Below are 26,912 nucleotides of genomic sequence, written 5' to 3'. Positions count from 1 at the left end.
TTTTATTACCATTATTTGTAAATTATACACTATTTATATAACTTCGTCTATATTTTTTACAAATTTTTATATTTAAATAAGGTAAGACAACTTGTGTCTTACCTTTATGTATTTGCTATTTTTTAACAATACCTGCATCTTCTAGCATCCAATCTATATATATTCCATATCCTACATCAGGCTTATTTATAAGCACATGAGTTACTGCACCAATTATTTTACCATCTTGTATAATTGGACTTCCACTCATTCCTTGAATTATTCCTCCAGTCTTTTTTAATAACTCTTCATCTGTAACTTTTATAATCATACTTTTTGGAGTTGGAGAATCTTGATTTAATTTTTTTACTATTTCTATATCATATTCTTTAGGTCCTTTTTCATCTATTGTTGTTAATATTTTTGCCTTTCCAACTTTAATTTCCTCTTTTGAGCCCACAGGTAGTGGTTTTAAAGATTTATTTTTTGCTGTAATATACCTTTCCTGTGTTCCAAATATTCCACATTGAGTATTTTTATTAATATGACCTATTGGAGTATCTTCATTAGTAAAAATACCTTTTAATTCTCCAGGTATTCCTTTTTCACCTTTTCTTAAACTTATTACAGAAGCCTCAAGTAGTTCTCCTGATTTTACAGTAAACCTTGTATTTGTATCTCCATCTGTAATTGGATGCCCTAATGCTCCAAATTTTCCACTAACTGAATCATAAAAAGTCAATGTACCAACGCCAGCAGTAGAATCTCTTATCCATAAACCAAGCTTATTTACTCCATTTTCTTTTTTCATTTTTATAGTTTTTTCTATATTTTTTCCTTCTCTTTCAATTGTTAAATTTATAGTATCATCTTTAGTATTTTTTACTATATTTAATATTTCTTTTGTTGTATATACATTTTTGCCATTAATTTTTATTATTATATCACCAAGTTCTATTCCTGATATTTTTGCAGGACTTTCTATTTTTGAATCATTAACAATTAAATCTGAAAATCCAATTATCAAAACTCCATTTGAAGAAAGCCTTACACCTACACTAGTTCCACCTGGATATAATTTTAAATCTTTTATATTTTGTACTTCAACAGATTTAAGAGGAATTAATCCCATAAAATTTTTAGATGCACAATCTTTATTACAAGTAACTTTACTTAAAGGACTAATATTATTAAATACAGAAGTAGTTTCTATTTCACTATCTGCATATACCTTACCTGGCATATATCTAAGAGTAAAAACAGATATTAAGACTAATATAAGTGTTAATGAAACTAATAAACTAATATACTTTTTAAACTTCTTTTCCATCTCTTCTCCTCCTTTGCCTCTGCTTTTAATTTACCCTGAGTACATGCCTTATATTCTGTATTAACTTTACTATAATAGACAAATTTTAAAAAAACAAAAAAATAAAACCACAGAGTTACTGTGATTTTATTTTCTCCATTTATCACTTTATATATGTATTACAAAGCTTTTAATTCTATTTTTTTTGAATTTGAATTTTCAAACATTTCCCTTACATTTTCCAATGTTGCATTAGTTACACTATCTCCACCTAACATTGTAGCTACTTGATATATTTTCTCATCAGTTGATAATAATCTTATTTTTGTAAATGTTTTTCCCATCTTTACTTCTTTAGATACAAAATAATGATGATCTGATAATATAGCTATTTGTGGTAGGTGTGTAATACATAAAACTTGATGATTTTTTGATACTTGATACATTTTTTCACCAACTCTTTGACCTACTTGACCACTAATTCCAGTATCTATTTCATCAAAAATTAATGTTGGAATATCATCTTTATCTGCAAAAACACATTTTAATGCAAGCATTATTCTTGATAATTCTCCACCTGACAAAACTTTCTCAAGAGATTTTAATGGTTCTCCAGGATTTGTTGAAATCATAAATGTAACATCATCAAAACCCTTTTCGTTAAAGTTTTCTTGAGGTTCTATTAAAATTTTCATCCTTGATTTATCAAGACCAACATAGGATAGTTCAGATAAAATTTTATTTTCAAGTTCACTACTATAAGATTTTCTAATAGAAGTTATTTTTTCTCCAATTTTTTTCATTTTAATAAATATTTCTTTTGATTTATCTTCTAATTCTTTTATTATTTCTTCTGCATGAATTAGCTCTTTATATTGTTTTTTCAAATCATTATAATTTTCTATTACCGCTTCTATTGAGCCACCGTATTTTTTCTTATAATTGTTTATAACAAATAGTCTTTCATTTATTTTTGAAAGTTCCTCTTCGTCATAATTTATATCATCTGCCATATCTCTAAGCTCTCTTGATACTTCTTCTATATTATAGAAAGATTCTTCTATTACTTCTCTTTTTTCTTTAATTTTTACTAGATGTTCTTCTATAGATGTAAGTTCTGAAATAACTTTTGAAAGAGAATCTAAAACACTTGAAGAATCCATTCCATTTAACAAATTATAACTATTACTTATTCCATTAGTTATTTTTTCTGCATTTGAAAGTATATTATACTCTTCTTTAAGCTCTTCTTCTTCTCCTATTTTTAATTTTCCCTTTTCTATATCTTCAATTTGAAATTTAATATAGTCAACAAGTTTATTACTATCCTTATTACCATCTATAGTTTGTATTTTTTCTCTAATTTCTAAAAGTTCTTCTCTTAATATAGAAAACTTTTCCAGTTCTTTAAAAATCTTTTCACCAATATAGTTATCTAAATAATTAACATGACTACTTTTTTGAAGAAGACTTTGATTTTGATGTTGCCCATGAATATCTAAAAGTCTTTCTCTTATCTTTTTAAGTTGTGTCACAATTAAACTCTTTCCATTAACCTTAACTATACTTTTTCCACTTAATAGTGTTTCTCTTGAAATTATTAAAGTGTCATCAAACTCTATTTCAAATTCTTCTAATATATCATCCAATTTACTATCTTTTATATTAAAAATAGCTTCCACTTTTGTTTTGCTTTCACCAGTTCTAATTAAATCTTTAGAAAATTTTCCACCTAAAACATAATCTATAGCATCAATTAAAATTGATTTACCAGCACCTGTTTCTCCTGATAATATATTAAATCCTTCTCCTAAATCTATTGAGATATCTTCTATAAGAGCAAAATTTTTAATACTTAATTGTATTAACATGTATATCACCTATAATTAATCATTAATCCTTCTTTGTATTTCAGTTACAAGGTCTTCAGCAGCTTTAAGACTTCTAACTAAAATAAATATAGTATTATCCCCTGCAACTGTACCTGCTATATTGTCAAAATCTAAGCTATCTATTGCCTCAGCAGCTGCTGAAGCTCCACCTGTAAAAGTTTTTACAACAACTATTTTGTCAATATTTTCAACATGAACTACAGCATTGTTTAATATATTTGTAAGCTTATCTGTAATATTTGATGTTTCCTTTGTTGGAACAACATATTTGTATCTTCCTGCAACTGATTGCATCTTTAAAAGTTTTAAATTCTTAATGTCTCTTGAAACAGTCGCTTGAGTAACATCAAATCCAGATTTTTTTAATTCTTCTGCAAGTTCTTCTTGAGTTTCTATATCTTTTTGCTTAATAATTTCTAATATTTTCTCATGTCTTTTTGATTTCAATGTACCTCACCATCTCATTCTATTATTTATTTAAAATTTTTGTTCTTAATACCTTAAAATAGTCATAGTCATCAAATTGTATTAATTTTGCTTCTTTTTCTGTTCTACTTACTTCAATTATGGCTTTTTTACTAACCTTATAAACTTTTTGTCCATCAATTGTTAAATAAACTTCCTCATCTTCATGAAATGTTTTTATTGTTATTCTACTATCTCCCCTAAGAACCATAGTTTGCATACTTTTTGTATGTGGACAAATAGGAGTTATTAAAATAACATCTAAATCAGGATATATAAAGGGACCTCCTGCTGAAAAAGAATAGGCTGTGGAGCCTGTTGGAGTTGCAATAATAAGACCATCTCCCTTAAAAGATGTATAATACTTATCATCAACATAAATATTAAATTTAGTCATTCTAGATAATGTACCTCTTGCAATAACTATATCATTTAAAGCTACCTGTTCATCATTTTTTACACTATTTACTTTACACTTTAAAAGCATTCTTTCTTCTACTTTAAATAAGTTATTTTTTAGTTTAAAAATAGCCTTATCTATTTCTGATATATCAATACTACTTAAAAATCCTAGATTTCCAATGTTTATTCCAAGTAATGGTATTCCTAATTCATTAGATATTTTTCTAGATACACCTAAAAGAGTTCCATCTCCACCTAAAACAATTAATATTTCAATTTCTTTTGAAATTTCACAAGTATTTAATTCATATGTATCAAATATATCAATTTTTATATCACAAAAAGCCTTTTTTATCTTATTTATAACTAAGTTTAAAATAACACCTTCATCGTCTTTTGTTTTATTTATTGCAATACCTATGTATTTCATAAGCATCACATCCTATATTTCTGAATGTGAAGATGCTACTACTCTTTCTATATCTTCCATCTTAAACTCACTAGGTTTTTCTTTATCTTTAGTAAAATATACTAAGTATTCTATATTTCCTTCAGGTCCCTTAATAGGCGAATAGCTAACTCCTAAAACATTTAAATTATTTTCTAGTAAATAGTTAATTATAGAACTTACAACTTCTTTATGAGTACTTTCTTCTCGAACTACACCCTTTTTTCCTACTTTTTCTCTTCCAGCTTCAAATTGAGGTTTTATTAAAGCTACAACTTCTCCATTATCTTTTAAAAGATTAACAGTTGCTGGCATTATTGTTTTTAATGATATAAATGAAACATCTATTGATGCAAAATCTAACTTTTCACCTATATCTTCTGGAGTAACATATCTTATATTTGTACGCTCCATACAAACTACTCTCTCATCAGTTCTAAGCTTCCATGCAAATTGTCCATATCCAACATCTACTGAAAATACTTTTTTTGCTCCATTTTGAAGCATACAATCTGTAAAGCCACCAGTTGAAGCTCCTATATCCATACATACTTTATCCTTTAATACTATAGGGAATTCTTTCATTGCCTTTTCTAATTTTAATCCTCCCCTACTTACATAAGGTATAGTATCTCCTCTAAATTCAATATTAGAAGTAACTTTTATTTTTGCTCCAGCTTTATCAACTCTTTGTCCATCAACAAAAACTTTTCCTTCCATAATGTGTGCTTTAGCTCTTTCTCTTGATTGAATTATGCCTCTTTCTACTAATAAAACATCAAGTCTCTCCTTCTTTTCTGCCATTTCCTATCTCCTCTTGTAATTTAAAAGTTTTAGTACTTCATTTCTTATTCCTTCAGGATCTAAATTTGAATCCTTATAAAGAGTAGCTACATCTCCTTGCTTTATGAACTCATCATTATATCCTAATATTTTAATCTTTCCTTTAAAGCCATAATTATTAAGTGATAATAATATATTAGAACCTAATCCACCCTTTATTATATTATCTTCTACAGTTATTATATCATATCCTTCATCAGATAATTCCTTAATCATTTGTTCATCTAATGGCTTTATAAATGTTGCATTAATTAATCTAGGATTTATTCCATCTTTATTTAGCATCTCCTTTGCTAGTACTGAATGCTGGTTCATTTTACCTGTTGATATTATTGCTATTTTATCTGTACCTTTATCTAAAACTTCCCATTTTGCAAATTCAATATTTTTTAAAGGATTTAAATTTTCAATTTCATCTCCTCCTCTTGGATATCTTATTGCAACTGGTGTTCCAAGTTCTAATGCCCATTTTAAAATATGATCAACTTCTTTTAGACATTTAGGAGCTAATATTGTTATATTTGGTATCATTGAAAGATATGATATATCAAATATTCCTTGGTGAGTTTCTCCATCTTCTCCAACAATTCCAGCTCTATCTATTGCAAATACTACAGGAAGATTTTGAATACAAACATCATGCAATACTTGATCATACCCTCTTTGTAAAAACGTTGAATATACTGCAAATACAGGTTTCATTCCTCCACAGGCCATACCAGCTGATAACGTTACTGCATGTTGTTCTGCTATGCCGACATCAAAAAATCTTTTTGGATATTTATTTCTAAAAGCGTTTAAACCAGTTCCATCTGGCATAGCTGCAGTTATAGCTACAATACGTTCATCTTCATCTGCTAATTTTACCAATGATTCTCCAAATGCTTTTGAATAATTACACTTTGATGTTTTTATAGGTTCTCCAGTTTGTAAATTAAATGGAGATACTCCATGATACTTATCTGGACTTTTTTCTGCAAATTCATATCCTTTTCCCTTTTTAGTAACAACATGAATTATAACAGGTCCATCAATATTTTTAGCCTTTGACAAAACATTTCTCATGTTTTTAATATTATGTCCATCTATTGGCCCTAAATATTTAAGTCCCATATCTTCAAATAACATTGAAGGTACTACTAATTGTTTTATACTGTCTTTTAACTTACTTAATTTTCTTGCAAGCTTTTTACCAGCATTACTATTATTTAATTTAATATTTAATTCTTCTTTTAATTTATTATATTCAGGTTCCATTCTTAATTTATTTAAATAAGATGAAACTCCACCAACATTTGTTGAAATTGACATTTGATTATCATTTAAAATAACTATCATTTTAGTTTTTTTAAAACCTAAATCATTTAAAGCTTCAAGTGCCATTCCTCCTGTTAATGCTCCATCTCCAATAACTGCAACTATATTACTATTTTCTTTTTTTAAATCTCTTGCTCTTGCAAGTCCTAGTGCAGCTGATATTGATGTGCTACTATGTCCAGTGTCAAAAAAATCATATTTACTTTCATTTCTTTTTGGAAAACCGCTCATACCATTATGCTTTCTAAGATTATTAAATCTATCTTTTCTTCCTGTTAATATCTTATGAACATAAGTTTGATGACCAACATCCCAAATTATTTTATCTTTATCTAAATCAAATTCACTAAATAAACTAAGAGTTAATTCAACTACACCAAGATTTGATGATAAATGTCCTCCTGTTTTTGATACTGAATTTATTAAAAAATCTCTTATTTCCTTTGATAAAACATCCATTTCATATGGACTTAAATTTTTTATGTCATTAGGAGATTTTATTTCATTTAAAATATCCTTCATTTTATTCAATCCTCTTTTTAAAATTCCCTTTTTAAAAGGTTTTGTGTTAATTCTATTAAGCTATCGCTATTAACTGTTAAACTTTTTAATAACTCAATACATTCGTTTGTAATTTCAATGCAAAGTTTTTTACATTTTTCTATTCCATAAACTGAAACAAAGTTTGTTTTATCTTTATCTACATCCGCATGAATTTTTTTGCCAAGTTTCTCTTCATTTCCAATTACATCTAACAAATCATCTTTTATTTGAAAAACAAGACCTAACTTTTCTCCAAATTCATTTAATTTTAAAATATCTTCTTTAGGTGCTCCTCCAAGAATTGCACCTGAAACTACAGATGCCCTTATAAGTTCACCAGTTTTTTTAAGATGCATGTATTTAAGTTCATCTAATGATATATTTTTTCCTTCACTTAAAATGTCAACAACTTGGCCTCCTATCATTCCTTCCGCTCCTGAGGCTTTTGATATTTCAAGTGATGCCTTTAAACCTTTTATTCCATTATCAATTCCATTTTCCATAAGAAGAATCATAGCTTCATTTAATAATGCATCTCCAGCAAGCACTGCTATACTTTCTCCATATACTTTATGATTTGTAGGTTTGCCTCTTCTTAAATCATCATCATCCATACAAGGAAGATCATCATGTATAAGTGAATATGTGTGAATCATCTCTATTGCACAAGCCATTTTAAGAGCCTTTTTTACTTCTCCATTATAACAATTATATGTAAGCAACGCTAAAATAGGTCTTACCCTTTTTCCACCAACATTTAAACTATAACTTTGTGCATCATATATTAATTTATTATAATCCTCTTTACCATTAAAGTAATTTTTTAGATAAGAGTTTATTTCTTCCTTTAAATCATTAATATTCATCAGAACCACCTTCAAACTCCACTTCTTCCTCATTCTTTACAATTGATATTTTTCCTTCATAATCATTTAATGTTTTATAAAGCTTATTAACAAGTTTTATACCTTTTTCATATTCTTTCATAGCTTCTTCTAAACTTAATTCATTTTCTTCAAGTTTTTCTAAAATGTTCTTTAAATTTTGAAGCATATCCTCATAACTAACTTTCCTAGCCATTACTTTTCTCCTTCATTTTTAGGCTTGAAATTTCCTTTTATACTACCATCTTTAAATAATATTTCAATATCCCTATTATTAACTAAATCATTTTTACTTTTTAATATTTTATCTTCACTTTTAATTACAGTATATCCTTTGTTTAAAATTGTTAAAGGATTATTTGCTATTAAAAGAGAATTTAATTGTTGTAATTTATTACTTTCTTTTGATAATCTATTTTTAATAACTAAATCTAAATTCTTTTTAATTCTATCTACTTCTAAATAATTATTACTTATTATAGAAATTGGTGAATGTAAGTTTAATATTTTTTCTAAAGAATTTAAGTTACTTTTTTCTATTCCTATTATACTATCAATATTTTTATTAAGTAAAGCCTTCATATTTATAACTTCACTTATAATTTCATTTTTATTGCTTACAGCTATCTCAGCTGCTTGAGATGGTGTAGCTGCTCTTAAATCTGAAACAAAATCTGAAATAGTATAGTCAACTTCATGACCTACTGCTGATATTATTGGAATTTTTGATTTAAATATTGAATAGGCAAGTTCCTCTTCATTAAAGTTCCATAGTTCTTCAATAGAACCACCGCCTCTTCCAATTATAATAACATCTACAGATTTCTTATTATTAAAATATTTAATTCCATTAATTATTGTTTTATATCCATCTTTTCCTTGAACTTTAGCGGAATATAAAACTATATCTACTGATGAATTTCTTCTTCTTGAAACATTTAATATATCATGTATTGCAGCACCAGTTTCTGCTGTTATTACACCAATTTTTTTAGGATTTTTTGGTATTTTCTTTTTAAATTTTTCATCAAAAATACCTTCTTTTAAAAGTTTTTCTTTTAATTTTTCAAATTTTATGTGAAGATCTCCAATTCCACTTTCTTCAATTTCTCTACAATATAATTGAAGACTTCCACTTACAGGATATACAGAAGCTCTTGCTCTAACAATTACTTCCATACCTTCTTTTAATTCAAAATTTAAATTTAAAGTATCACCTCTAAACATAATACAATTTATTTTACCATTATTATCTTTTAATGAAAAATATATATGTCCACTAGAATGATACTTTAAATTAGAAATCTCTCCTTTTACAGAGAGATTGTTTAATATAAAATCATTGTCTATGATTTTCTTTATATAATTATTAACCTCTGAAACCTCTAAAACTTTAATTCTCATCTTTTATTATTGCCTCACAAACATTATTAATTAAAAGTGTAGTTGTAAGTGCACCAACCCCTCCTGGTACTGGAGTTATAAATGATGCTTTTTTTGAAACATCATTAAAATCAACATCTCCTGTTATCTTACCTTCAAAGGATGATGTTCCAACATCAATGACAATTGCACCTTCTTTTATGTATTCAGATGTAATAAATTTTGGTTTTCCTATTGCTACTACTAATATATCTGCTTCTTTGCAAACTTCTTTTAAATTTTTAGTTTTAGAATGACATATAGTAACTGTTGCATTTTCTTTTAAGAATAGCTGTAAAAGTGGTTTCCCAACTATATTACTTCTTCCTAATATTGTAACCCTTTTTCCTTCTAAATCAATATTTTTACTTTTTAAAAGGGTAATTACTGAATTAGGAGTACAAGGAAGAAATGTTTCTTCTCCAAGATATAACTTTCCAACAGATTTATAAGTCAAACAATCTATATCTTTAGAAGGTTCTATCATATCAACAACTTTTTTTTCATCTATATGATTTGGAAGAGGAAGTTGTAACATTATTCCGTGTATATTATTATCATTATTTAATTTACTTATTAGTGATATTAAATCTTTTTCTTCAATTTCACTATCTAAAATTATTTTTTCAAATAAAACTCCAAGAGAAGTTGCAACTTTCTCTTGTGAATTTAAATAATATATTGATCCCCCATCATTTCCAACTAAAATTGAAGCAATTTTAGGAATTGATTTTAAATTAGACTTTCTTTCATTTATAAAAACTTTTATGTCTTCTTTAACCTTTTTTGCTACTTCTCTTCCATCAATAATATTATTCAAGGCTAATTTCCTCCTACATATTCTTGTATATCTTATCTAAAATACCATTTATAAATGAAACTGACTTTTCATCTGAATATTTTTTTGTTATTTCTAAAGCTTCATTAATAGCTACCTTCTCTGGTACATCACTTAAATACTTCATTTCATAAAGTGCAAGTCTTAGTATAGCTAAGTTTACTTTAGAAATTCTATCAATACTCCATTTTTGAAGATTAACTTTTATTAATTCGTCTATTGAATCTTTATTTTCTTCTACACCTTTTAAAACTTCTGTTATGTATGATAAATCTATATCTTTTATATTTCCTTCATAATTATCAACAAATGTTTCTATTGCCTCATCATATGATTCCTTAGTTAGCATTGTGCTAAATATTAATTCCATTGCTTTCTCTCTTGATAATTTTCTACTCATCTTTTCCTCCTAGATTTCTTTAATTCTTTATAAGCCTTTTCTAATAGTACTAAAAATTATATATTATGGCAAGGAAACACCCTCTGAATATCAGAGGGTGAAACTAAATTTCCTTTGACTCTTTTTCTGAATTCTTTGGTAAGTATATGTTTTGAACATATACATCTACACTACTTACAACTAAACCTGTCATAGCTTCAACAGTTTTCTTTACGTTCTCTTGAACTTGACCTACAACATCTAAAATTTTAACACCATACTCAACTGTTAATGCTATCTCTATTATTGCTCTATCATCTTCTAAAGTAACTTTAACAGCTTTACCTGATGATTTTTTTCCTTTTAGTAGTTGTGATATGTTGTTTGTTACTCCATGTTGGAATTCCATAACTCCATCAATTTCTTCTGCTGCAATACCAGCAATAACTGAAACAACTTCATCAGAAATCTTCACTATTCCAATGTTTTCATTATTGAAGTTTTCCATTACATTCGACCTCCTAGGTTTCACATTTGCAAAACTATTTATCTAGGATTATTATATCAAATATGATTTTACATTACAATGTATTTATTTTTTAACTTCTATTGATACATCATTTATGTTTGCAACATCTTGAACAATTTCTTGTATTTGCAAACTCATTTTTTGATCTATTCCTTCTGTCTTTACAAATACTTTTGCTTTACTTCCATCAATAGTACATAATACATCTTCAATTCCTTTGTTTTTTATGTTCATCTCTACTCTATGTTCATTATCTTTTTGCTTAGTTTTTTCTAATAATTCTTTTTGCGCATTTGCTTTTTGATCTTTTGAAGTATTTTTATCATTAACTATAGCTTTTAAATTTTGAATTGTTTCTGCAGTCTTTTGCTCTTTTTCACTTCTTGAATCATAGAAAAAATCTTTTTTTGCTGATGTTTCAGCTTCTTTTTCATTTGATTTATCAATGTCATCTGTTATATTGCTCACTTGACTTAATCCAATTGGATCATTTAATCCTCCATTATTAAGCTTTGTAGCCAAAAGTCCTACGCAAATTATTAATCCAAGTAAAGTGAAAATAATACCAAATTGTTTTTTATTCATTTTCATTCTCCTCCCATTCTTTACCTATTGAATTATATGCTAACTATTCATAGGATATACATTAACTTTATCAATAGAAAGATTATATAAATTTGACACTGCTTTTTGAATTTCATATTTTGTTTTACTATTTTGAGCTCCTTCTGCTGTAACAACAACACCTATTGCCTTAGGTTTATAAGTTTGTAATATAAATGGCTCATTTCCTTCATCCTTTGTTTTCATAACTATTTTTGATCCATCATTTTTTTGTTTATTTATTCTCTTTCCACCTTCACTATCTGTTTCCTCAGTTACTGATGTATGTGTATCCTCATCATATGCTGGAACTTTAATTTCTCCACTTTCAAAAGAAATCATAACATCAACATTACCAACCCCCTCTATCTTTTTTAAAATAGTAGTTAATTGCTCCTTTTGTTCTCTTTCATACTCATCCTTTACTTTTGCTTCATTTTGAATATTTTCTTCAAGGCTACTTGATGTTTGTACCTCTTTCTTATTATCTTTATCTTTAGAAGGCCCTAATACGTTTAATGCTAATAATAAAAATAACATAATTATTATTATTGCAATTAAAATGTTAACATTCTTCTTTTTAAGGAAATTATTTATAATCTCCTTAATCTTTTCAAAGTCCATATTTTTCTCCTCCTTTACTCCATTTTATATATGTTAATTTTCTCCTTATCAATTTGAAGCTCCTTACATATAAATTTAACTACTTCTTTATACTTGTCATTTTCTTTATCTTTTTTATTTTCTTCTTCCTTAGAATTTATTTTTACTTTATTAACCTTTTCTATATTTTTTATTTTTTTATCTTTTATCTTTACATCTAAATTATTTATTACTAAACTTCCCTTATTAAAATCCACTTCACAATCTACTTCACATTTAAAATCTAAATTTTCGAATTCTTTTTTTAACATATTTTCTAAATTTTTATTAAAATTATTTTTAAAGCTTTCTTTATTAGTATTTTTTAAATTATTATCATAATTTTTTTTATCTTTATTTGAATTATATTCAGTTTCATATGAGCTAATTACATCTTTTAATTTATCTTCACCTTTTGAAAATATTGTTAAGATAGGTGTTAAAATTACAGATATTAAAATAAGTCCTAACACAAACTTTAAATACTTTTTCATATTATTATCAGGTGCTATTAATTCTACTGCTGCTATAAATATTAAAGTTGTAACTAAGGTAATTACAAAATTTCTTATTAATTCCAAATCAAGCTACCCTCCTACAATAAATTTTCCAGCAGATGCCATTATTCCAAGTAAAATAAAAAACATAAAACTTACACTTATAACACAGGAAAGTAAAAGCATTAATGCATCTCCTGCTGATGCTATAGATGAGGTAATTCTTTTATCACTTATAGGTTCAATTAATCCAGCTGATAGTTTATATATAAAGGCCATTATTATTAACTTTATTATTGGATATATAAGAACTAATACAATTACAATAAGCCCAACTCCTGTTATTGCATTTTTTATTATAAGTGAATACCCTGCAACGGATGTTATTGCATCTGAAAATGTTTTTCCAACTATAGGAACAAAATTATCAATTGCAAATTTTGTAGTTTTAAGAGCTACTGCATCCATAGTATCTGCTGTAATTCCTCTAATTGTTAAAACTGCTATAAATACAGTTATTATTATTCCTTGAAGCCACATTATAACCTGCTTAAGAAGCTTACATAAATTATCTATTTTATGCTCATTTGAAAGATTATTTGCAAATTCCATAACAAAACTTATAAGTATTAAAGGAATAATTATAGTTACATAAATTTTAGGAATTATAGTTACTCCAGCTAGTATAATAGGATCTAATGTGGCAGCTTGTACCAAACCTCCAGCTAATGCAATCATTGTAACTAATATAGGTAATAATGCATTCATAAAATTAGAAATTTCATTAATAGCTTCTATAGCAACAGATATAGATATTAAAAAGCTTTTTGAAAGTATCATAATTAATATTGAGTAACATGCAAAAAAAGCAATTTGAGATATATTATCATTTTTAAAGGCATCCTGAAGATTTTTAAGAAGAGAACATAAAATTGCAATAACCATAACTGATATTACAAGTTTTAAAACACTTCTAATTTCTCTAAAGAGCAAACTTAAAATAGCTTTTAAAATAACTGAAAAACTTATATTACCTTCTCCATTTTCTATATAAGATTTTACATATTCTGATGGATTAAGCTCATTTACAAGTTCAACATCTGTTTTCATTTTATTTATATAGTCATATAAATTATCTAAACCTTCCTTTGTTTCTTTATTCATAAGATTTTCTTTTGTTTCTTTATTTTCTGCAAATGCTACTGTTGTATTAACTGTTGTCTGAAAACCTAGGATAATTGAAAATACTATAGTAAAAATTATTGTAAAAATTGTTTTTCTAAATATTTTATTCATAATATCACCTACAGTATTTTTAAAATAGAATCAAGTACAGCCATTAATATAGGAACAGCAAGGGATAAAATCATTATCTTCCCAGCAAATTCAACCTTAGAACCTATTGTCTGTGCTCCTGCATCTTTGCATATTTCTGTTGCAAAGGAAGCTAAATAAGCAATAGCTAATATTTTCATTATTATTCCAATATATACAGTATCAATACCAGCTTTATTTGCAATATCTCTTAAAAATGAAATTATTCCTTGAAGTTCTCCAATCATAAAAGCAAATATTAATGTTCCAGCCACAAGACAAACTAAAACAGCAAGTTCATTTTTTCTATCTTTAAATAGCAGAAAAATAAATAATGCAATTAAAGCAAATGTTACAACCTTTAAAATCATCATAAAATCACCTATAACATAAACATAGTTTTAACTGATTGAAATAAATCTCCAATAAGAGAAACTATCATAATAAGAATAATTACTACTCCAGCTATATTAGTTATTACAGCTATATCATCTTTACCACTACTTCTTAATACTTTATCTAATATTATTATTAGCACTCCAGCTCCTCCTATTTTGAATAATATGCTTATATCTAACATAACACCCCTCCTAATTTATAATAAAAATATAAGAATCATCCCACCAATACATACCCCTAAATATCTATATAATTTTATATTTTTATTTAATTCTAACTCTGCTTCTTTAATGTTCATATTTAAATTAGATATTACTAAATTAAACATTTTTTCTTGTCCATAAACTCCAAGTTCTCCTAATGATTTAAGAAAATCTTCAAGTACTCTCTCATCATCTCTATTTAAATAAAAATTATTTTCTTTTTCATATATATGTTTAAAAGCATCATAAACACTATCTTCTTTGCCTTCTGATAACAAATGTGAGGAATCTAAAACTAATTCTTTAATTGGAGTTCTACACTTCATTCCAATTGATTGTAAAGCCTCTGGTAAAGGCGTCATATTATAGACAATCTCATTTTGAAGAAGTAATATATTTTTTAAAATTTCTTTAAGATTCTTATATCTCTTATTAAATTTTTCTCCATATGCATAACCACCATAAGAAAATGCTAAAAATATAATTATTAAAATCAAAATCCTAAACAAGAAATTTCACCCTCTTTTCCTATGGAATATACCTTTTCAATAGTTCCAACTCCTAATCGATTACTAAGAATTATAACTCTCTCTATAATTCCGAAATTAAAAAGATTGCTAAAAACTTTTCTACTTATAATATCTTCTAAATTGCTTCCATGAACTGTAACAACAATATTAACACCAGAATTAAAAGCAGTATTTAATGCAATTACATCTTCTTTCGTTCCTATTTCATCACATATTAAAACATCAGGTGATAGTGACCTTATAGCCATAATCATTCCTTCTCTTTTCAAACAGTTATCTAATACGTCTGTTCTGATTCCTAAATTCATTTGTGGAATTCCAAGATAACTTGCCCCTATTTCACTTCTTTCATCAATTACAACTACTTTTTTTCCTTCTAATTTATTTTTAAAATCTCCAGATGATAATATTCTTGTAATATCTCTTAAAATTGTAGTTTTACCACATTTAGGTGGAGATATAATTAAAGTGTTTTTTATAATATTATTTTCACAAATAAATTTAATAACTTTTTTTCCACATCCAATTATTTCTTTAGAAATTCTAATATTTAAAGAGGATATATTTTTAATTGTTTTTACTGAGTTTCCATTCATAACACATTCTCCTGCAATACCAACTCTATGTCCTCCTTTTAAGGTTATAAAACCTTGCTTTATTTCCTCTTCATAGGCATAAATAGAATAGTTAGATATTCTTTGAAGAATAAATTTAAATTCTTCCTTTGTAACTTCCTTAGATAATATAATCTCACCCTTATTTGTATATAATATAATTGGCTTATTTATTTTTATACGTATTTCTTGAATTCCTTCTTTAACATATTCATTAATTAAACTCATAATATTTTTAGGAAAAATATTAATCCTCTCTTCTTCTCTTAACATTTCACACTCTCTCCTCACATAGTTAAACTTACCTTACCCTTTATAATTAATATTTTTATAATTAAGTAAATATTACTTATTTTTATTAAAATATGTAAAATAGATATAAAAAAAAGAGCTTTGAAATCAAAACTCTTTAAACTACTATTTCATTATATTTTTATTACAGTAAGGACATGGAATGCTACTATTCTTTTCTAATGCGGAACTTTCAATAAAAATTGGTTTATTACAATGAATACATTTTACTTCTTTGTATTCATCTTCAATTTCTGTTAACTCTTCTAAAGAAACTTCTTCAAACAACTCATCTTGAATTCCTGAAAGATCATCATCCATGTATTCTAAATTTTCTTGTATTGTTTCTTGATTTATTTCAAGTTCTTCTATTTTATCCGATAACTTATTAAATATGATAGAAATTTTATTTAATAAATCTTTATTTTCACTATTATCTATTTTATCTATACAATTACTTAGCTCTTGGATTTCTTTTTTTATATCATTCATATCAACACTTCCTTTTATATTAAAATTGCTAAGTTCTCTGAACTTAGCAATTTACTATACTATTAAACTCTTTCCATGTACTCTCCAGTTCTAGTATCAATTCTAATAGTATCTCCTTCATTAACGAACATTGGAACGTTTATGATTGCACCTGTTTCTACAGTAGCTGGCTTTAATGTATTTGTTGCAGTATTTCCCTTAACACCTGGCTCACTGTGTGTTATTAATAATTCAACAAAGTTTGGAGCTTCAACTGAGAAAGCATCACCTTTGTAGAATTTAATAATAGCAAACATATTTTCCTTTAAGTACTTTATAGCTTCTTCAACTTTTTCATAGTTTAAAGGAATTTGATCATATGTTTCTTGATCCATGAAGTAGTATAACTCTCCATCTGTGTATAAATATTGCATTTCTTTTCTTTCAATTACAGCTTCTTGGAACTTAGCTGTTGGATTAAAAGTTGTTTCAGTAACTGCTCCTGATATAACATTTCTAAGTTTTGTTCTAACGAAAGCTGCACCTTTTCCTGGTTTAACATGTAAAAAGTCTACAACTGTAAATACTTGTCCTTCGTGTTCGAAAGTTGTACCTTTTCTTAAATCTCCTGCTGATATCATTAAATATCCCTCCAAAAGTATAAATTCAAATCCAAATAAATTATATTATTAACTTTTAAACATATATAATCATAATTTGGGTTCTTCTGACATACAAATTTATTTTATCAAAACTTAATATTAATTGCAATTATTTAGAGTGCTAATTTAACAGTATTTTTATATATTTATATTATGTCTTTAAATATTATTATACTTATTATAAATTTTTATACCCTAAAACAGTAAGATTTAGGCAAAACTTTTTATCAACATAGCTTATATTATAATTTGTTACATTATAATTTTCTATATCTTTTAAAAATTTAATTATTCTATCTTTACTTCCATTAACAGTTATATCCATACTTATTTTTTCTTCATTATCTATACTATTTATTTTTACACCTTCAATATTATTAAAATAATTAAATATATCATTAATATTTTTATCTTGTTTTTCTTTAGATACATCTACAAAAATTTCTTTATCTTTTTTATTTTCTTTATTAGAAAAAGAAATAAACATCATACCTTGTAAACATAAAACTGCTACTAATACTAAATATCTAACATATATTTTCTTCAAATTTTAATCTCCTAACACATTCAAATAATATTTTTTATTTTCATTAAATACCTTTTTTATAGTTAAATCCTTTTCTATCTTTTTTATATCTTTAATGTTTTTTAATACTATTTTTCCAGAATTATCTTCTATATCTCCATAGTTAGTGTATTTATGTAATAAATTAATCCAGTTTATTAATTTATCTTTTAAATCTATATTTTTTTGAGTACTAATTTCTTTTTTAGTATTATTGTTTTCAAAATATTTCTTATTAAGACTATTTATATTAACAGGAAATATTAATATATTAGCTACCAATAATAAAATAATTCCTCTATTTATACTTTTGTTCTTATTATATTCTTTTTTTAAATTAAACTTTTCTGGTATAAAATTTTTATTCATTTACCTTTCTCCTATAATTAAATTTTGCTTTTTATATGGAAATTCAAATTTCGCTAATATAATATCTTTTAATAAGAAAAATTCTTCATTTGATAAATGTATAGAACTTTTTATAATAAATCCATTGCTAACTTTTATAAAATAATACTTTCCATTTACATCCACTAAAGATTTAAAATCTCTTTTTTTTATTTTTTCTTTTAAAAATTTTATTAATATAAATTGAATAGGATTAACTTTTATTTTTCTAACATATCTAATAAATGGATCTATTTTATTTCCACCTTTTATTGCATAAATAAAAGTTTTATTATTTTTTCTATCTATATCAAAATGAATTAAGTAATCATCATTATTAAACTCATTTTTCACTTCATTATTTATAATATTTTTTACTTCAGCTTTTTTTATTGTATAATATTCTTTAATATATAATTCCTCATCAAGTATTATGAAATTTGCCTTCTTATTCTTTTTAACCTTATTTACAATATCTTTTAAATGCTTATTTTCTCCATTATACATATATTTATTTTTATTAATAGTAATTATTTTTTCTCTAAGTATCACTTACTTTTATCCTCCTTTTTGGTATTAAAATTATCTTTTCTTCATTATTTATATAGGAACAATAAATATAATCATCTAATTTATCTATTCCATAGCTTAATTTAAATGTATCCTTATCTTTTATATAATTTAAATTAAGTCTATACTCACTACTTTTAATAGGTTGAGAAAAATCTTCTTTCATTTTTTCTATTAATAAATCTTTATTTTTATAGATCCAATTATTAGTTTCTAGTAAAACAGCTTCTTCATTAATATTTAAATCTCTCATACTTTTATGAACTTTATATCTTTTGGAATATTTAAAATTCATCTTATGTATAGCTGCTCCTCCTAAAATAACCATAATTATAAAAGATAAAACTAAAATAGTGCTTAATAAAACATATCCTTTTTTCTTTACAAACATATTAAAAACTCTCTTCCATCAACTATAAGATCTACATATATTAAATTTTTCTTTTTAAATGCATTAAAATTTTCTACATTTTCTAAAATAATATTTGATGTTTCATGCTTTCTTTTATTTTCATATTCATTATAAGAATAATATTTAACATATAAGTTTCCACTTATAACTTCAAATTCTTTTGATTTCACATTTAAATCTTTATTTATATTATTTTTATTATTTACTTCTTCAATTCCTTGTTCTTCTTTAATTATTTCTATTTTATTATTTTTTATAATATAATCAGTATTATTTACATCATTGAAAATCTTTCTTATACTTAAAATTGCATTATCTATTTCATCTTCTCTATTTATAAACTCCCCTCGCCTAATAAAATGCTTATATCCATCAATAGTTATTGTTGTAATTATGGTAAGTATTATTGTAGAAATAAATATATAGGCTATACATTCAATTAATGTAAAACCACCTTTTCTTAATTTTTTTATTTTTCTTCCATCCAAATCTCTTTTTCTACCTCTTCTTCTAAAATTTCATTTTCATCTTCTATAAAGGAAACTTTTAGATTGATCTTTTCTAATGATCCATTAATCTTTTCTATTATTATTTTTTTATTAATATAATTATTTTGTATATTTAATATATCTTTTGTTTTTAAATCATTAAATATATTTTCTCCTACACCTATTACAATTTTATTTACCTTTAATTTATTTTCTAATTCTTCTATTGTCATATTAAATTTAATTTCATTTACTATATTGTTCATCAACAAAGTATTTTCTCTTATTTCATTTCTAAGATTAAAGGATTTATAATCTTCTTTATTAGATGCAACAAAAGATACAATAACTATTGAAATAATAAATATACATAACATACATTCAAGAAGCATACTTCCTTTTCTTTTTCCTTTAACTTTCAATATTTACATAATCAACTCCTGCTCTAATTTTTATATAATATTTTTTATTATCCTTTGTATTGTTAAGTGTTGTTGTTTGAGATTTTAATTGTCCATTTGATGAAATTGATATTTTAGGATTTGATACAACATATATGTAATATGGCATATCTATAAACCCTATATTAAATATTCCCTTTTGCAAAATCACCTTTTTATTTGTATTATCAAAAGCTACTCTTAATCCTATATCTTCATCTATAGCAATGGCCTTTCCCTCTGCTAACATATGTTTTAATGAAACAAAGAAATTATCTAATTTAATATCTTCATTTAAATTTTTATAGTAATTTAAAGATAGAGATCCAAATGTAAATAAAATTATTAGTATAGTTATAGATGCTATTAATTCTATTAATGTAAATCCTTTTTTCTTTTTCAAGATATTCCTCCATATATTCCATCAAAAATTGGTAAAATAAAAGTCATAAGAAAAATAAATACAATACATGCTATTAAAACTATTGATATAGGCTGAAACATCGAAGCTATCTTTTTAAATTTATCATTACATCTTTCATTTAAAGTATTAGTTAAATTTTCAAGTCTTTCATCTAAAGACCCACTTTCTTCCCCTAATTTAATCATTGCAATTGTATAATTAGATGGATTTATTACATCCTCTAATACTTCTGATATTTCATTTCCTTTTAATATTCCTTCATTTATATCACTATATAATTTTTTTCTTAAATTATCTTCTTCACAATATTTAAGAGCTACTGATATATTTGTTCCACTAACTACAATAACTTTAATAAGCAAAATTACTTCATACTCTCTTATTTCCTTTAAAATTTTTATTTTGTTTACTAATATATTTTTCAACTTGTTATAATACAATTTAAAAAATATAATTGGAGTTAAAATAAACCAAAATAATATAAAAGAAATTGCTACAAAAGGATACTTATTAATCCAAATAGATAAATTTAATATATTTTTTGTTAGTTTAGGTATATTAGTTCCTAATGATGAATAAACACTCTCAAACTGTGGAATTATAAATATTATGAAAAATATACACATAATAAGCATTGATATAATTAAAAATATTGGATAAATAGATGCATTAATAATACTATTTTTCATAGCATCTTTTCTTTTGTAGTATATACTCATTTCCTTTAATACATCATTTAACCTACCTGTTTTTTCTCCAATGGATATCATTCCAGTTAGAAAAGAAGGATATAAGTTATTAAACTTAGAAAAGCTTTCTCCTAATGATTTTCCCATTCTAACTTTTTTACCTACATCTTCAATACTGTCTTTATAATCTTTTCTTAAAGGAAAATCGTTAAGTAATTCAATTGATTTTGTTATTTGAAGACCATCATTATATAATGAATATAAATTTTCACAAATTATACTTATATCTTTATAAGAACTCTTTTTCATTTTCTTCATATCTAATTAAATCCTCTCCAGTAATAAAATTTTTATACTGTTTATAACTTATTTCTCCTTCTTTAAGTAACACTTTACATACATGATACATTTGTTCATTAGATAAAAATTCTAAATCATTATATATATTATTAAAGTTACTTCTTATTTTTTCATCTATAAAATGTATTGCACAAATTAATCTTCTCCCACTAATTCCTGTAAAGTTACACTTTTCACACCCTACTTCTTTATATAATGTATATTCTTTTTCTTTTATTTTTCGTTTCTCCTTCTCTTTACAATTTGGACATAACCTTCCTATTAATCTTTGAGAAATAGTACCTATTAAAGAGCCTTTTATTAAATAATTTTTAACCTTCATATCCTCCAGCCTTAAAAATATATCTCTGCTTGATTTTGTATGAATAGTTGAATAAACCTTATGCCCTGTAATAGCAGCCCTAGTTGCCATAATAGCTGTTTCTTCATCTCTAATTTCTCCAACCATAATGACATCTGGATCTTGTCTTAGCGTACTTCTTAATCCTTCTGCAAAACTAAAATTTATCTTTCTATTTACATTCATTTGATTTATATCTTTAATATTACATTCTACTGGATCTTCTATAGTAGTTATATTAATGTCTTTATCTTTTATACTTGATATAATTGAATACAATGTAGAAGTTTTACCACTACCTGTTGGACCACTTATAATAAGCATGCCTGTTTCTGCATTAATAATTTTATTTAATATTTTTTGTTGAAAAGGAAGTAATTTCAGACTATCTATAGTATGATCTAACTTTTCTTTATAAAGAATTCTAATTACCATCTTTTCTCCATAAATTACAGGTATTGTAGATATTCTGCAGTCAAACCTCCCTTTAGAATTTTTAATTAAAATTTTCCCGTCTTGAGGTTTTCTTTTTTCTGCAATATCCATATTTCCATTTAATTTAACTCTAGAAAGTATTTGATTATAATCTATATTTCTAATTTTACCTACAATAGATAAAATCCCATCTATTCTTACTCTTATAGTTACAAAGTTTCTTGAAGGTTCAAAATGTATATCACTTCCATTTTTATTAATTGTATCGTATATTATTTCTTCTTCTAAATTTTCATCTAAATTAGGCTTTAAAGCTTTTATAACATTATTAAATATTACTTTATCCACTTCTATAAACTTTGCTTTTTTGCCAAAAATAAATTCAATATAATCTTTACTTTCATTACTTTCCTTATAGGTAACTACATTAATATATTCTTCATCCTCATAAAGAGGAATAACTTTAAACTGAATCATTTTTTCCTTTGATACCTTATACACCGAATTTAAATCAGAAATTTTTATTAACTCTTTCACTTAACACCTCCATTTTAATTATGGACACGTTATAGTAATTTTTATTCCTATTAAAAGAAAAAAGTCTTGGAATTTTACCAAGACTTTTTTCTAATTAAATTTTATAAATTCATAATTTCCTATTTTACTACTTATAAGAGAAACACTTTTATCTTTATATGAAAAAATTTCCTCTTTATCATTTCCATTATTAGATCCTATAAAAAGTATATCTCCATTATCACTTATTCTTATTCCTTTTTTCAAATTTATAATTGAAGGGAAAGAATATACTAATCTCTGATTAGAATTTTCTTTGACTTTATATAATGAAGGCGAATTATTAATTGCTGTTCCTAAAATATAATAATCATTATTAACTTTTAATACATCATTAATTTCATTAAAGCTTTTAGAAATAACCTTTTCCTTCTTAGTATCACTTATAATCTTTAATTCTTTTTTGTTATTTGAAAGTTGCTGAAATATTACAACTTCATTTTCTAATCCCTTTAAAAACTCCACATATCCAACTTTTAATTTATATAAAAGTTCCTCTTTATTAGTTTTTAAATTATAAGTGAAAACCCCATTAACTCCATCATCTGAAATTCCATAATAAACTAATGTATCCCCATTTATAAAATCATAAAACTCTCCTGATATAGCTACCTTTGATTGTATATTAATAACTTTATTATCCTCTAATGATAAGACTTTTAACTTATATCCATTATCATAAATCATATAAGAAACATAATTACCTGAAGGAGAAATTTTAATAAAGCTATATTCTTTATCAGTTATTTCTTTATTTTTACCTTTATAATAAATGTAGTGTTTACCATCTTTTAAAAAAATGTAATTACCACTTTCTTTATTATAATTAGTTACAATATTTTTGCTATTTAAACTACTATATTTGCCATTTAAAAAATTTAAAGTACTATATTCTCCCTTTTCTTCTAATAACACTGAACCGTTTTGCACCTTTAATTCTTCTCCGTTTTTACCAGTAAGTCCATCATTTTGCATACTTTTCTGTCCACATGCAGTTAGAATAAATGAAAAACCTAATAAAATTAATATATATAATGGTCTTTTTTTTAAAACATTCATTCTACTCCCTCTTCTAAGCTATATTTTATATAGTTTCTCCTGTGCAAATATATTCAGCATTACCTGTCATATATACTCCATCATCTTCAACTTCTATTATAAGTTCTCCTCCTTTTAGAGTTGCTAATACCTTTTTATTAATTAAACCAAACTTATGTGCAACAACAGCTGATGCACAAGTTCCTGTTCCACAAGCAAGAGTTGCACCTGCTCCTCTTTCCCAAGTTTCTACTTTAATATGATCTTTACTTATAACTTTTACAAAGTTTACATTAGTTCCTTCTTTAAATATTTCAAACTTTTCTATAAACTTTCCTTCTTCTACATTATAACCATCTTTATCTTCTATTATTATAGTATGAGGTACCCCAACTAAAACAGATGTTAAATTATAATTTTTATTATTTATATTAATAGTTTCATTTATAAGTTCCTTTTTATTTTTTAGTGGTATTTTATCACCCTCAAAAGAAGGTTTACCCATATATACTTTAGCTCCTACAAATTTACCATTCTCTTCAATTAGAGTTATTTCTTTTTTTCCATCTCCAGTTTCAACAGAAAAACATTTATCCTTAACATATCCTTTATCATAAATATATCTTCCAAAACATCTTATTGCATTTCCACACATATTTGCTCTTGAACCGTCACTGTTTATAATAGTCATTTTCATATCACATTTATGAGAATTTCTTATAATTATTAATCCATCTGCACCAATACCAAAATGCCTATTACATAATTTTTTTGCTATATCTATTTCACTACTCTCTAGAGTATTATCTAAATCCTCTATAAAAATAAAATCATTTCCTATTCCTTGCATCTTTGTAAATTTCATAATTTATGATCCTCCTAAAGCACTTTTATATTAAATTGATTATTGCCTTAATTTAGTGTTATACTATTTTTAAATTCTAAAAAAGAAAGGATGATACCTTTGGCATTAGATGGTATATTTTTAAATAATTTAATTGATAATTTAAAAGAATCTCTAATTGATTCTAAAATAGATAAAATAAATCAACCTGAAAAGGATGAAATAATTTTACATTTAAGAAAAAATAGAAAAAACTTTAAACTTTTAATCTCAGCATCCTCACAATTTGCAAGATTACATATTACTAATATCCAAAAAGAAAATCCACTTAAAGCACCACTTTATTTAATGGTTCTTAGAAAATATTTAATAGGAGGAACTATAACTGATATAACCCAAAAAGAGGGAGATAGAATAGTCACAATCCATGTATCTTCTAGAGATGAACTTGGTTTTGATAGTAAATATTTATTAATTATCGAAATTATGGGAAGACATTCAAATATAACTCTTGTTAGAGAAAGAGATTTAAAAGTTATGGAATCAATTAAACATATAACTCCTGATATAAATAGTTATAGAGTTTTATATCCTGGTGTTACATATATTTATCCTCCTAAATCAACTAAATTAAATCCTTTTAACTTTTCAAAAGAATCCTTTATTAATTTATTAAATGATAATTTTAATATTAATGAAGATTTCTTCTTTAAAAATTTTACAGGTGTTAGTAAAACTTTATCAAGAGAATTATACACTAATCTTTCTAACTCTAATTATAACTTAAAGGATAGTAAAATATTATACAAATTTGTTACAAATTTATTTGAAACTACAAAAAAATTTCCTTCATTTCATATATATGTTGATAAGGATGGATTTTTTAAAGATTTTCACTCAATAGAATTTTTATCCTTTAAAGATAAGTTTTCTTCTATAAAATATGATGATCCATCTATAATGTTAGATGAATTTTATAGAAAAAAAGATAAACAAGAAAGGCTTCATAATAGATCTCAAAATTTACAAAAACTTATTCATACAAATATTGAAAGATGTTTAAAAAAGAAAAAAATACTTGAAAACACATTAAAAGATTGTAAATCTAAAGAAAACTTTAAAATTAAGGGGGATTTATTAACATCATTTATTTATAGCTTCAAAAAAGGTGATGAATCTGTTGTATTACAAAACTTTTATAAAGAAGATTATCCAAATGAAGAAATTAAATTAAATCCAAATAAAACACCTTCTGAAAATGTTCAAATTTATTATAAAAAATATAATAAATTAAAAAAGGCAGAAGAAGAAGCTTATATTCAACTAGATAAAAATGAAAATGAACTTAGTTATCTTAATTCAGTATTAACTAACATTATAAACGCTGAATCATATGATGAAATAGAAGAAATAAAAAATGAATTAATGGAAACTGGATATTTAAAATTCAAAAAATCTTCAAGTAAAAAGAAACTAAAATCAAAACCACTTCATTTTATATCTTCTGATGGAATTGATATATATGTTGGTAAAAATAATCTACAAAATGATTATTTAAGTTTAAAGTTTGCTAATAAAAACTTTATGTGGCTTCACACTAAAGATATACCAGGTTCTCACGTAATAATCTGTTCAAAGGATATACCAGACAAAACATTAGAAGAAGCTGCTATTTTAGCTGCATTTTATAGCAAAGCTAAAGATTCTTCTAAAGTACCTGTTGATTATACTTTGGTTAAAAATTTAAAAAAGCCAAATGGTGCAAAACCTGGAATGGTTATATATCATACTAATTTTACATTGTATACAGAACCTAAAAATTTTGAAAGTCTAAATCTTCAAAAGATTTAAAAAAATTCGCTTAAATT

Annotated in this window: 34 protein-coding genes; 1 reads left to right on the top strand and 33 read right to left on the bottom strand. The window is 25.0% G+C overall.

Going from position 1 to position 26,912, the window contains the following annotated elements:
* Positions 1-115: 115 nt before the first annotated feature.
* The 33 genes from spoIVB to dapF all read right to left on the bottom strand — a co-directional run bounded on the left by spoIVB (position 116) and on the right by dapF (position 25,065).
* Complete coding sequence (spoIVB, locus tag J2Z53_RS06650) at positions 116-1,309, bottom strand: SpoIVB peptidase (protein ID WP_209796666.1); 1,194 nt, start codon at positions 1,307-1,309, stop codon at positions 116-118.
* A 158-nt stretch (positions 1,310-1,467) separates the two neighbouring features.
* A complete protein-coding gene (gene recN, locus J2Z53_RS06645) occupies positions 1,468-3,159 on the bottom strand; it encodes a DNA repair protein RecN (RefSeq protein ID WP_209796665.1) in 1,692 nt (563 codons plus the stop codon).
* A 15-nt stretch (positions 3,160-3,174) separates the two neighbouring features.
* Positions 3,175-3,627 (bottom strand): arginine repressor, encoded by a 453-nt coding sequence (locus tag J2Z53_RS06640; RefSeq protein WP_209796664.1) that lies wholly within the window; start codon positions 3,625-3,627, stop codon positions 3,175-3,177.
* Positions 3,628-3,649: 22 nt separating this feature from the next.
* Positions 3,650-4,477 carry an NAD(+)/NADH kinase gene (locus J2Z53_RS06635; protein WP_209796663.1) on the bottom strand — a complete coding sequence of 276 codons (828 nt, stop codon included), beginning with the start codon at positions 4,475-4,477 and terminating at the stop codon, positions 3,650-3,652.
* A 12-nt stretch (positions 4,478-4,489) separates the two neighbouring features.
* Positions 4,490-5,299, bottom strand: a complete 810-nt coding sequence (locus tag J2Z53_RS06630; RefSeq protein ID WP_209796662.1) for a TlyA family RNA methyltransferase — start codon at positions 5,297-5,299, stop codon at positions 4,490-4,492.
* 3 nt (positions 5,300-5,302) lie between these two features.
* Complete coding sequence (gene dxs, locus J2Z53_RS06625) at positions 5,303-7,177, bottom strand: 1-deoxy-D-xylulose-5-phosphate synthase (RefSeq protein WP_209796661.1); 1,875 nt, start codon at positions 7,175-7,177, stop codon at positions 5,303-5,305.
* 17 nt (positions 7,178-7,194) lie between these two features.
* Positions 7,195-8,064 (bottom strand): polyprenyl synthetase family protein, encoded by an 870-nt coding sequence (locus J2Z53_RS06620; RefSeq protein WP_209796660.1) that lies wholly within the window; start codon positions 8,062-8,064, stop codon positions 7,195-7,197.
* Positions 8,054-8,278: an exodeoxyribonuclease VII small subunit gene (locus J2Z53_RS06615; protein ID WP_209796659.1), complete on the bottom strand. Its 225-nt coding sequence runs from the start codon at positions 8,276-8,278 to the stop codon at positions 8,054-8,056. The genes J2Z53_RS06620 and J2Z53_RS06615 overlap by 11 nt, the downstream gene beginning before the upstream one ends.
* Positions 8,278-9,486: an exodeoxyribonuclease VII large subunit gene (gene xseA / locus J2Z53_RS06610; RefSeq protein WP_209796658.1), complete on the bottom strand. Its 1,209-nt coding sequence runs from the start codon at positions 9,484-9,486 to the stop codon at positions 8,278-8,280. The genes J2Z53_RS06615 and xseA overlap by 1 nt, the downstream gene beginning before the upstream one ends.
* Entirely contained in the window at positions 9,476-10,324 is an 849-nt protein-coding gene (locus tag J2Z53_RS06605) for a tetrahydrofolate dehydrogenase/cyclohydrolase catalytic domain-containing protein (protein ID WP_209796657.1), read from the bottom strand. Before J2Z53_RS06605 ends, xseA begins: the two co-directional genes overlap by 11 nt.
* Positions 10,325-10,337: 13 nt before the next feature.
* The gene (gene nusB, locus J2Z53_RS06600) at positions 10,338-10,742 is read right to left on the bottom strand and encodes a transcription antitermination factor NusB (protein WP_209796656.1); all 405 of its coding nucleotides are present in this window, start codon (positions 10,740-10,742) and stop codon (positions 10,338-10,340) included.
* Positions 10,743-10,845: 103 nt separating this feature from the next.
* Entirely contained in the window at positions 10,846-11,229 is a 384-nt protein-coding gene (locus J2Z53_RS06595; protein ID WP_209796655.1) for an Asp23/Gls24 family envelope stress response protein, read from the bottom strand.
* A gap of 84 nt (positions 11,230-11,313) precedes the next feature.
* On the bottom strand, positions 11,314-11,835 hold the full coding sequence (locus J2Z53_RS06590; protein WP_209796654.1) for a SpoIIIAH-like family protein: 522 nt from the start codon (positions 11,833-11,835) through the stop codon (positions 11,314-11,316).
* 39 nt (positions 11,836-11,874) lie between these two features.
* Positions 11,875-12,477 (bottom strand): stage III sporulation protein AG, encoded by a 603-nt coding sequence (gene spoIIIAG, locus J2Z53_RS06585; RefSeq protein ID WP_209796653.1) that lies wholly within the window; start codon positions 12,475-12,477, stop codon positions 11,875-11,877.
* Positions 12,478-12,491: 14 nt separating this feature from the next.
* Complete coding sequence (spoIIIAF, locus tag J2Z53_RS06580; RefSeq protein WP_209796652.1) at positions 12,492-13,076, bottom strand: stage III sporulation protein AF; 585 nt, start codon at positions 13,074-13,076, stop codon at positions 12,492-12,494.
* A gap of 6 nt (positions 13,077-13,082) precedes the next feature.
* Positions 13,083-14,288, bottom strand: coding sequence for a stage III sporulation protein AE (gene spoIIIAE / locus J2Z53_RS06575; RefSeq protein ID WP_209796651.1), 1,206 nt, complete (start codon positions 14,286-14,288; stop codon positions 13,083-13,085).
* Positions 14,289-14,296: 8 nt separating this feature from the next.
* A complete protein-coding gene (gene spoIIIAD / locus J2Z53_RS06570) occupies positions 14,297-14,680 on the bottom strand; it encodes a stage III sporulation protein AD (RefSeq protein ID WP_209796650.1) in 384 nt (127 codons plus the stop codon).
* Between the two features lie 8 nt (positions 14,681-14,688).
* Positions 14,689-14,886 carry a stage III sporulation protein AC gene (gene spoIIIAC, locus J2Z53_RS06565; RefSeq protein WP_209796649.1) on the bottom strand — a complete coding sequence of 66 codons (198 nt, stop codon included), beginning with the start codon at positions 14,884-14,886 and terminating at the stop codon, positions 14,689-14,691.
* Between the two features lie 15 nt (positions 14,887-14,901).
* Entirely contained in the window at positions 14,902-15,405 is a 504-nt protein-coding gene (locus tag J2Z53_RS06560; RefSeq protein ID WP_234925796.1) for a stage III sporulation protein AB, read from the bottom strand.
* Entirely contained in the window at positions 15,402-16,325 is a 924-nt protein-coding gene (spoIIIAA, locus tag J2Z53_RS06555) for a stage III sporulation protein AA (RefSeq protein WP_209796647.1), read from the bottom strand. Before spoIIIAA ends, J2Z53_RS06560 begins: the two co-directional genes overlap by 4 nt.
* Positions 16,326-16,469: 144 nt before the next feature.
* A complete protein-coding gene (locus tag J2Z53_RS06550; RefSeq protein ID WP_209796646.1) occupies positions 16,470-16,835 on the bottom strand; it encodes a CD1247 N-terminal domain-containing protein in 366 nt (121 codons plus the stop codon).
* A 62-nt stretch (positions 16,836-16,897) separates the two neighbouring features.
* Positions 16,898-17,455, bottom strand: coding sequence for an elongation factor P (gene efp / locus J2Z53_RS06545; protein ID WP_209796645.1), 558 nt, complete (start codon positions 17,453-17,455; stop codon positions 16,898-16,900).
* Between the two features lie 199 nt (positions 17,456-17,654).
* Positions 17,655-18,023: a hypothetical protein gene (locus J2Z53_RS06540; RefSeq protein WP_209796644.1), complete on the bottom strand. Its 369-nt coding sequence runs from the start codon at positions 18,021-18,023 to the stop codon at positions 17,655-17,657.
* 3 nt (positions 18,024-18,026) lie between these two features.
* Entirely contained in the window at positions 18,027-18,410 is a 384-nt protein-coding gene (locus J2Z53_RS06535; RefSeq protein ID WP_209796643.1) for a hypothetical protein, read from the bottom strand.
* Positions 18,411-18,980, bottom strand: coding sequence for a hypothetical protein (locus tag J2Z53_RS06530; protein WP_209796642.1), 570 nt, complete (start codon positions 18,978-18,980; stop codon positions 18,411-18,413).
* Entirely contained in the window at positions 18,970-19,389 is a 420-nt protein-coding gene (locus J2Z53_RS06525; protein WP_209796641.1) for a hypothetical protein, read from the bottom strand. The genes J2Z53_RS06530 and J2Z53_RS06525 overlap by 11 nt, the downstream gene beginning before the upstream one ends.
* Positions 19,380-19,898 carry a prepilin-type N-terminal cleavage/methylation domain-containing protein gene (locus tag J2Z53_RS06520; protein ID WP_209796640.1) on the bottom strand — a complete coding sequence of 173 codons (519 nt, stop codon included), beginning with the start codon at positions 19,896-19,898 and terminating at the stop codon, positions 19,380-19,382. Before J2Z53_RS06520 ends, J2Z53_RS06525 begins: the two co-directional genes overlap by 10 nt.
* The gene (locus J2Z53_RS06515; RefSeq protein ID WP_209796639.1) at positions 19,880-20,320 is read right to left on the bottom strand and encodes a hypothetical protein; all 441 of its coding nucleotides are present in this window, start codon (positions 20,318-20,320) and stop codon (positions 19,880-19,882) included. Before J2Z53_RS06515 ends, J2Z53_RS06520 begins: the two co-directional genes overlap by 19 nt.
* Positions 20,310-20,741 (bottom strand): type II secretion system protein, encoded by a 432-nt coding sequence (locus J2Z53_RS06510; RefSeq protein ID WP_209796638.1) that lies wholly within the window; start codon positions 20,739-20,741, stop codon positions 20,310-20,312. The genes J2Z53_RS06515 and J2Z53_RS06510 overlap by 11 nt, the downstream gene beginning before the upstream one ends.
* Entirely contained in the window at positions 20,738-21,769 is a 1,032-nt protein-coding gene (locus tag J2Z53_RS06505) for a type II secretion system F family protein (protein WP_209796637.1), read from the bottom strand. The genes J2Z53_RS06510 and J2Z53_RS06505 overlap by 4 nt, the downstream gene beginning before the upstream one ends.
* Positions 21,741-23,123, bottom strand: a complete 1,383-nt coding sequence (locus J2Z53_RS06500) for a GspE/PulE family protein (protein WP_327786702.1) — start codon at positions 23,121-23,123, stop codon at positions 21,741-21,743. The genes J2Z53_RS06505 and J2Z53_RS06500 overlap by 29 nt, the downstream gene beginning before the upstream one ends.
* 90 nt (positions 23,124-23,213) lie before the next feature.
* Positions 23,214-24,221 (bottom strand): hypothetical protein, encoded by a 1,008-nt coding sequence (locus J2Z53_RS06495; RefSeq protein WP_209796636.1) that lies wholly within the window; start codon positions 24,219-24,221, stop codon positions 23,214-23,216.
* 25 nt (positions 24,222-24,246) lie between these two features.
* Complete coding sequence (dapF, locus tag J2Z53_RS06490) at positions 24,247-25,065, bottom strand: diaminopimelate epimerase (protein WP_209796635.1); 819 nt, start codon at positions 25,063-25,065, stop codon at positions 24,247-24,249.
* A 99-nt stretch (positions 25,066-25,164) separates the two neighbouring features.
* On the opposite strand from dapF, the gene J2Z53_RS06485 reads away from it, so the two are divergent.
* Positions 25,165-26,895, top strand: a complete 1,731-nt coding sequence (locus tag J2Z53_RS06485; protein WP_209796806.1) for an Rqc2 family fibronectin-binding protein — start codon at positions 25,165-25,167, stop codon at positions 26,893-26,895.
* The last annotated feature ends 17 nt before the right edge of the window (positions 26,896-26,912 follow it).

It is taken from the genome of Clostridium moniliforme (assembly GCF_017873235.1).
In the GTDB taxonomy this organism is placed as follows: Bacteria; Bacillota; Clostridia; order Clostridiales; family Clostridiaceae; genus Clostridium; species Clostridium moniliforme.
The sequence above is the reverse complement of the archived record's forward strand: the minus strand, read 5'-3'. Positions and strand labels throughout refer to the sequence as shown.

Coding starts and splice junctions, on each gene's coding strand:
- spoIVB (WP_209796666.1), bottom strand. CDS start 1,309: ATGGAAAAGAAGTTTAAAAAGTATATTAGTTTATTAGTTTCATTAACA.
- recN (WP_209796665.1), bottom strand. CDS start 3,159: ATGTTAATACAATTAAGTATTAAAAATTTTGCTCTTATAGAAGATATC.
- J2Z53_RS06635 (WP_209796663.1), bottom strand. CDS start 4,477: ATGAAATACATAGGTATTGCAATAAATAAAACAAAAGACGATGAAGGT.
- J2Z53_RS06630 (WP_209796662.1), bottom strand. CDS start 5,299: ATGGCAGAAAAGAAGGAGAGACTTGATGTTTTATTAGTAGAAAGAGGC.
- dxs (WP_209796661.1), bottom strand. CDS start 7,177: ATGAAGGATATTTTAAATGAAATAAAATCTCCTAATGACATAAAAAAT.
- J2Z53_RS06620 (WP_209796660.1), bottom strand. CDS start 8,064: ATGAATATTAATGATTTAAAGGAAGAAATAAACTCTTATCTAAAAAAT.
- J2Z53_RS06615 (WP_209796659.1), bottom strand. CDS start 8,278: ATGGCTAGGAAAGTTAGTTATGAGGATATGCTTCAAAATTTAAAGAAC.
- xseA (WP_209796658.1), bottom strand. CDS start 9,486: ATGAGAATTAAAGTTTTAGAGGTTTCAGAGGTTAATAATTATATAAAG.
- nusB (WP_209796656.1), bottom strand. CDS start 10,742: ATGAGTAGAAAATTATCAAGAGAGAAAGCAATGGAATTAATATTTAGC.
- J2Z53_RS06595 (WP_209796655.1), bottom strand. CDS start 11,229: ATGGAAAACTTCAATAATGAAAACATTGGAATAGTGAAGATTTCTGAT.
- J2Z53_RS06590 (WP_209796654.1), bottom strand. CDS start 11,835: ATGAATAAAAAACAATTTGGTATTATTTTCACTTTACTTGGATTAATA.
- spoIIIAG (WP_209796653.1), bottom strand. CDS start 12,477: ATGGACTTTGAAAAGATTAAGGAGATTATAAATAATTTCCTTAAAAAG.
- spoIIIAE (WP_209796651.1), bottom strand. CDS start 14,288: ATGAATAAAATATTTAGAAAAACAATTTTTACAATAATTTTTACTATA.
- spoIIIAD (WP_209796650.1), bottom strand. CDS start 14,680: ATGATGATTTTAAAGGTTGTAACATTTGCTTTAATTGCATTATTTATT.
- spoIIIAC (WP_209796649.1), bottom strand. CDS start 14,886: ATGTTAGATATAAGCATATTATTCAAAATAGGAGGAGCTGGAGTGCTA.
- spoIIIAA (WP_209796647.1), bottom strand. CDS start 16,325: ATGTTAAGAGAAGAAGAGAGGATTAATATTTTTCCTAAAAATATTATG.
- J2Z53_RS06550 (WP_209796646.1), bottom strand. CDS start 16,835: ATGAATGATATAAAAAAAGAAATCCAAGAGCTAAGTAATTGTATAGAT.
- efp (WP_209796645.1), bottom strand. CDS start 17,455: ATGATATCAGCAGGAGATTTAAGAAAAGGTACAACTTTCGAACACGAA.
- J2Z53_RS06535 (WP_209796643.1), bottom strand. CDS start 18,410: ATGAATAAAAATTTTATACCAGAAAAGTTTAATTTAAAAAAAGAATAT.
- J2Z53_RS06525 (WP_209796641.1), bottom strand. CDS start 19,389: ATGTTTGTAAAGAAAAAAGGATATGTTTTATTAAGCACTATTTTAGTT.
- J2Z53_RS06505 (WP_209796637.1), bottom strand. CDS start 21,769: ATGAAGAAAATGAAAAAGAGTTCTTATAAAGATATAAGTATAATTTGT.
- J2Z53_RS06495 (WP_209796636.1), bottom strand. CDS start 24,221: ATGAATGTTTTAAAAAAAAGACCATTATATATATTAATTTTATTAGGT.
- dapF (WP_209796635.1), bottom strand. CDS start 25,065: ATGAAATTTACAAAGATGCAAGGAATAGGAAATGATTTTATTTTTATA.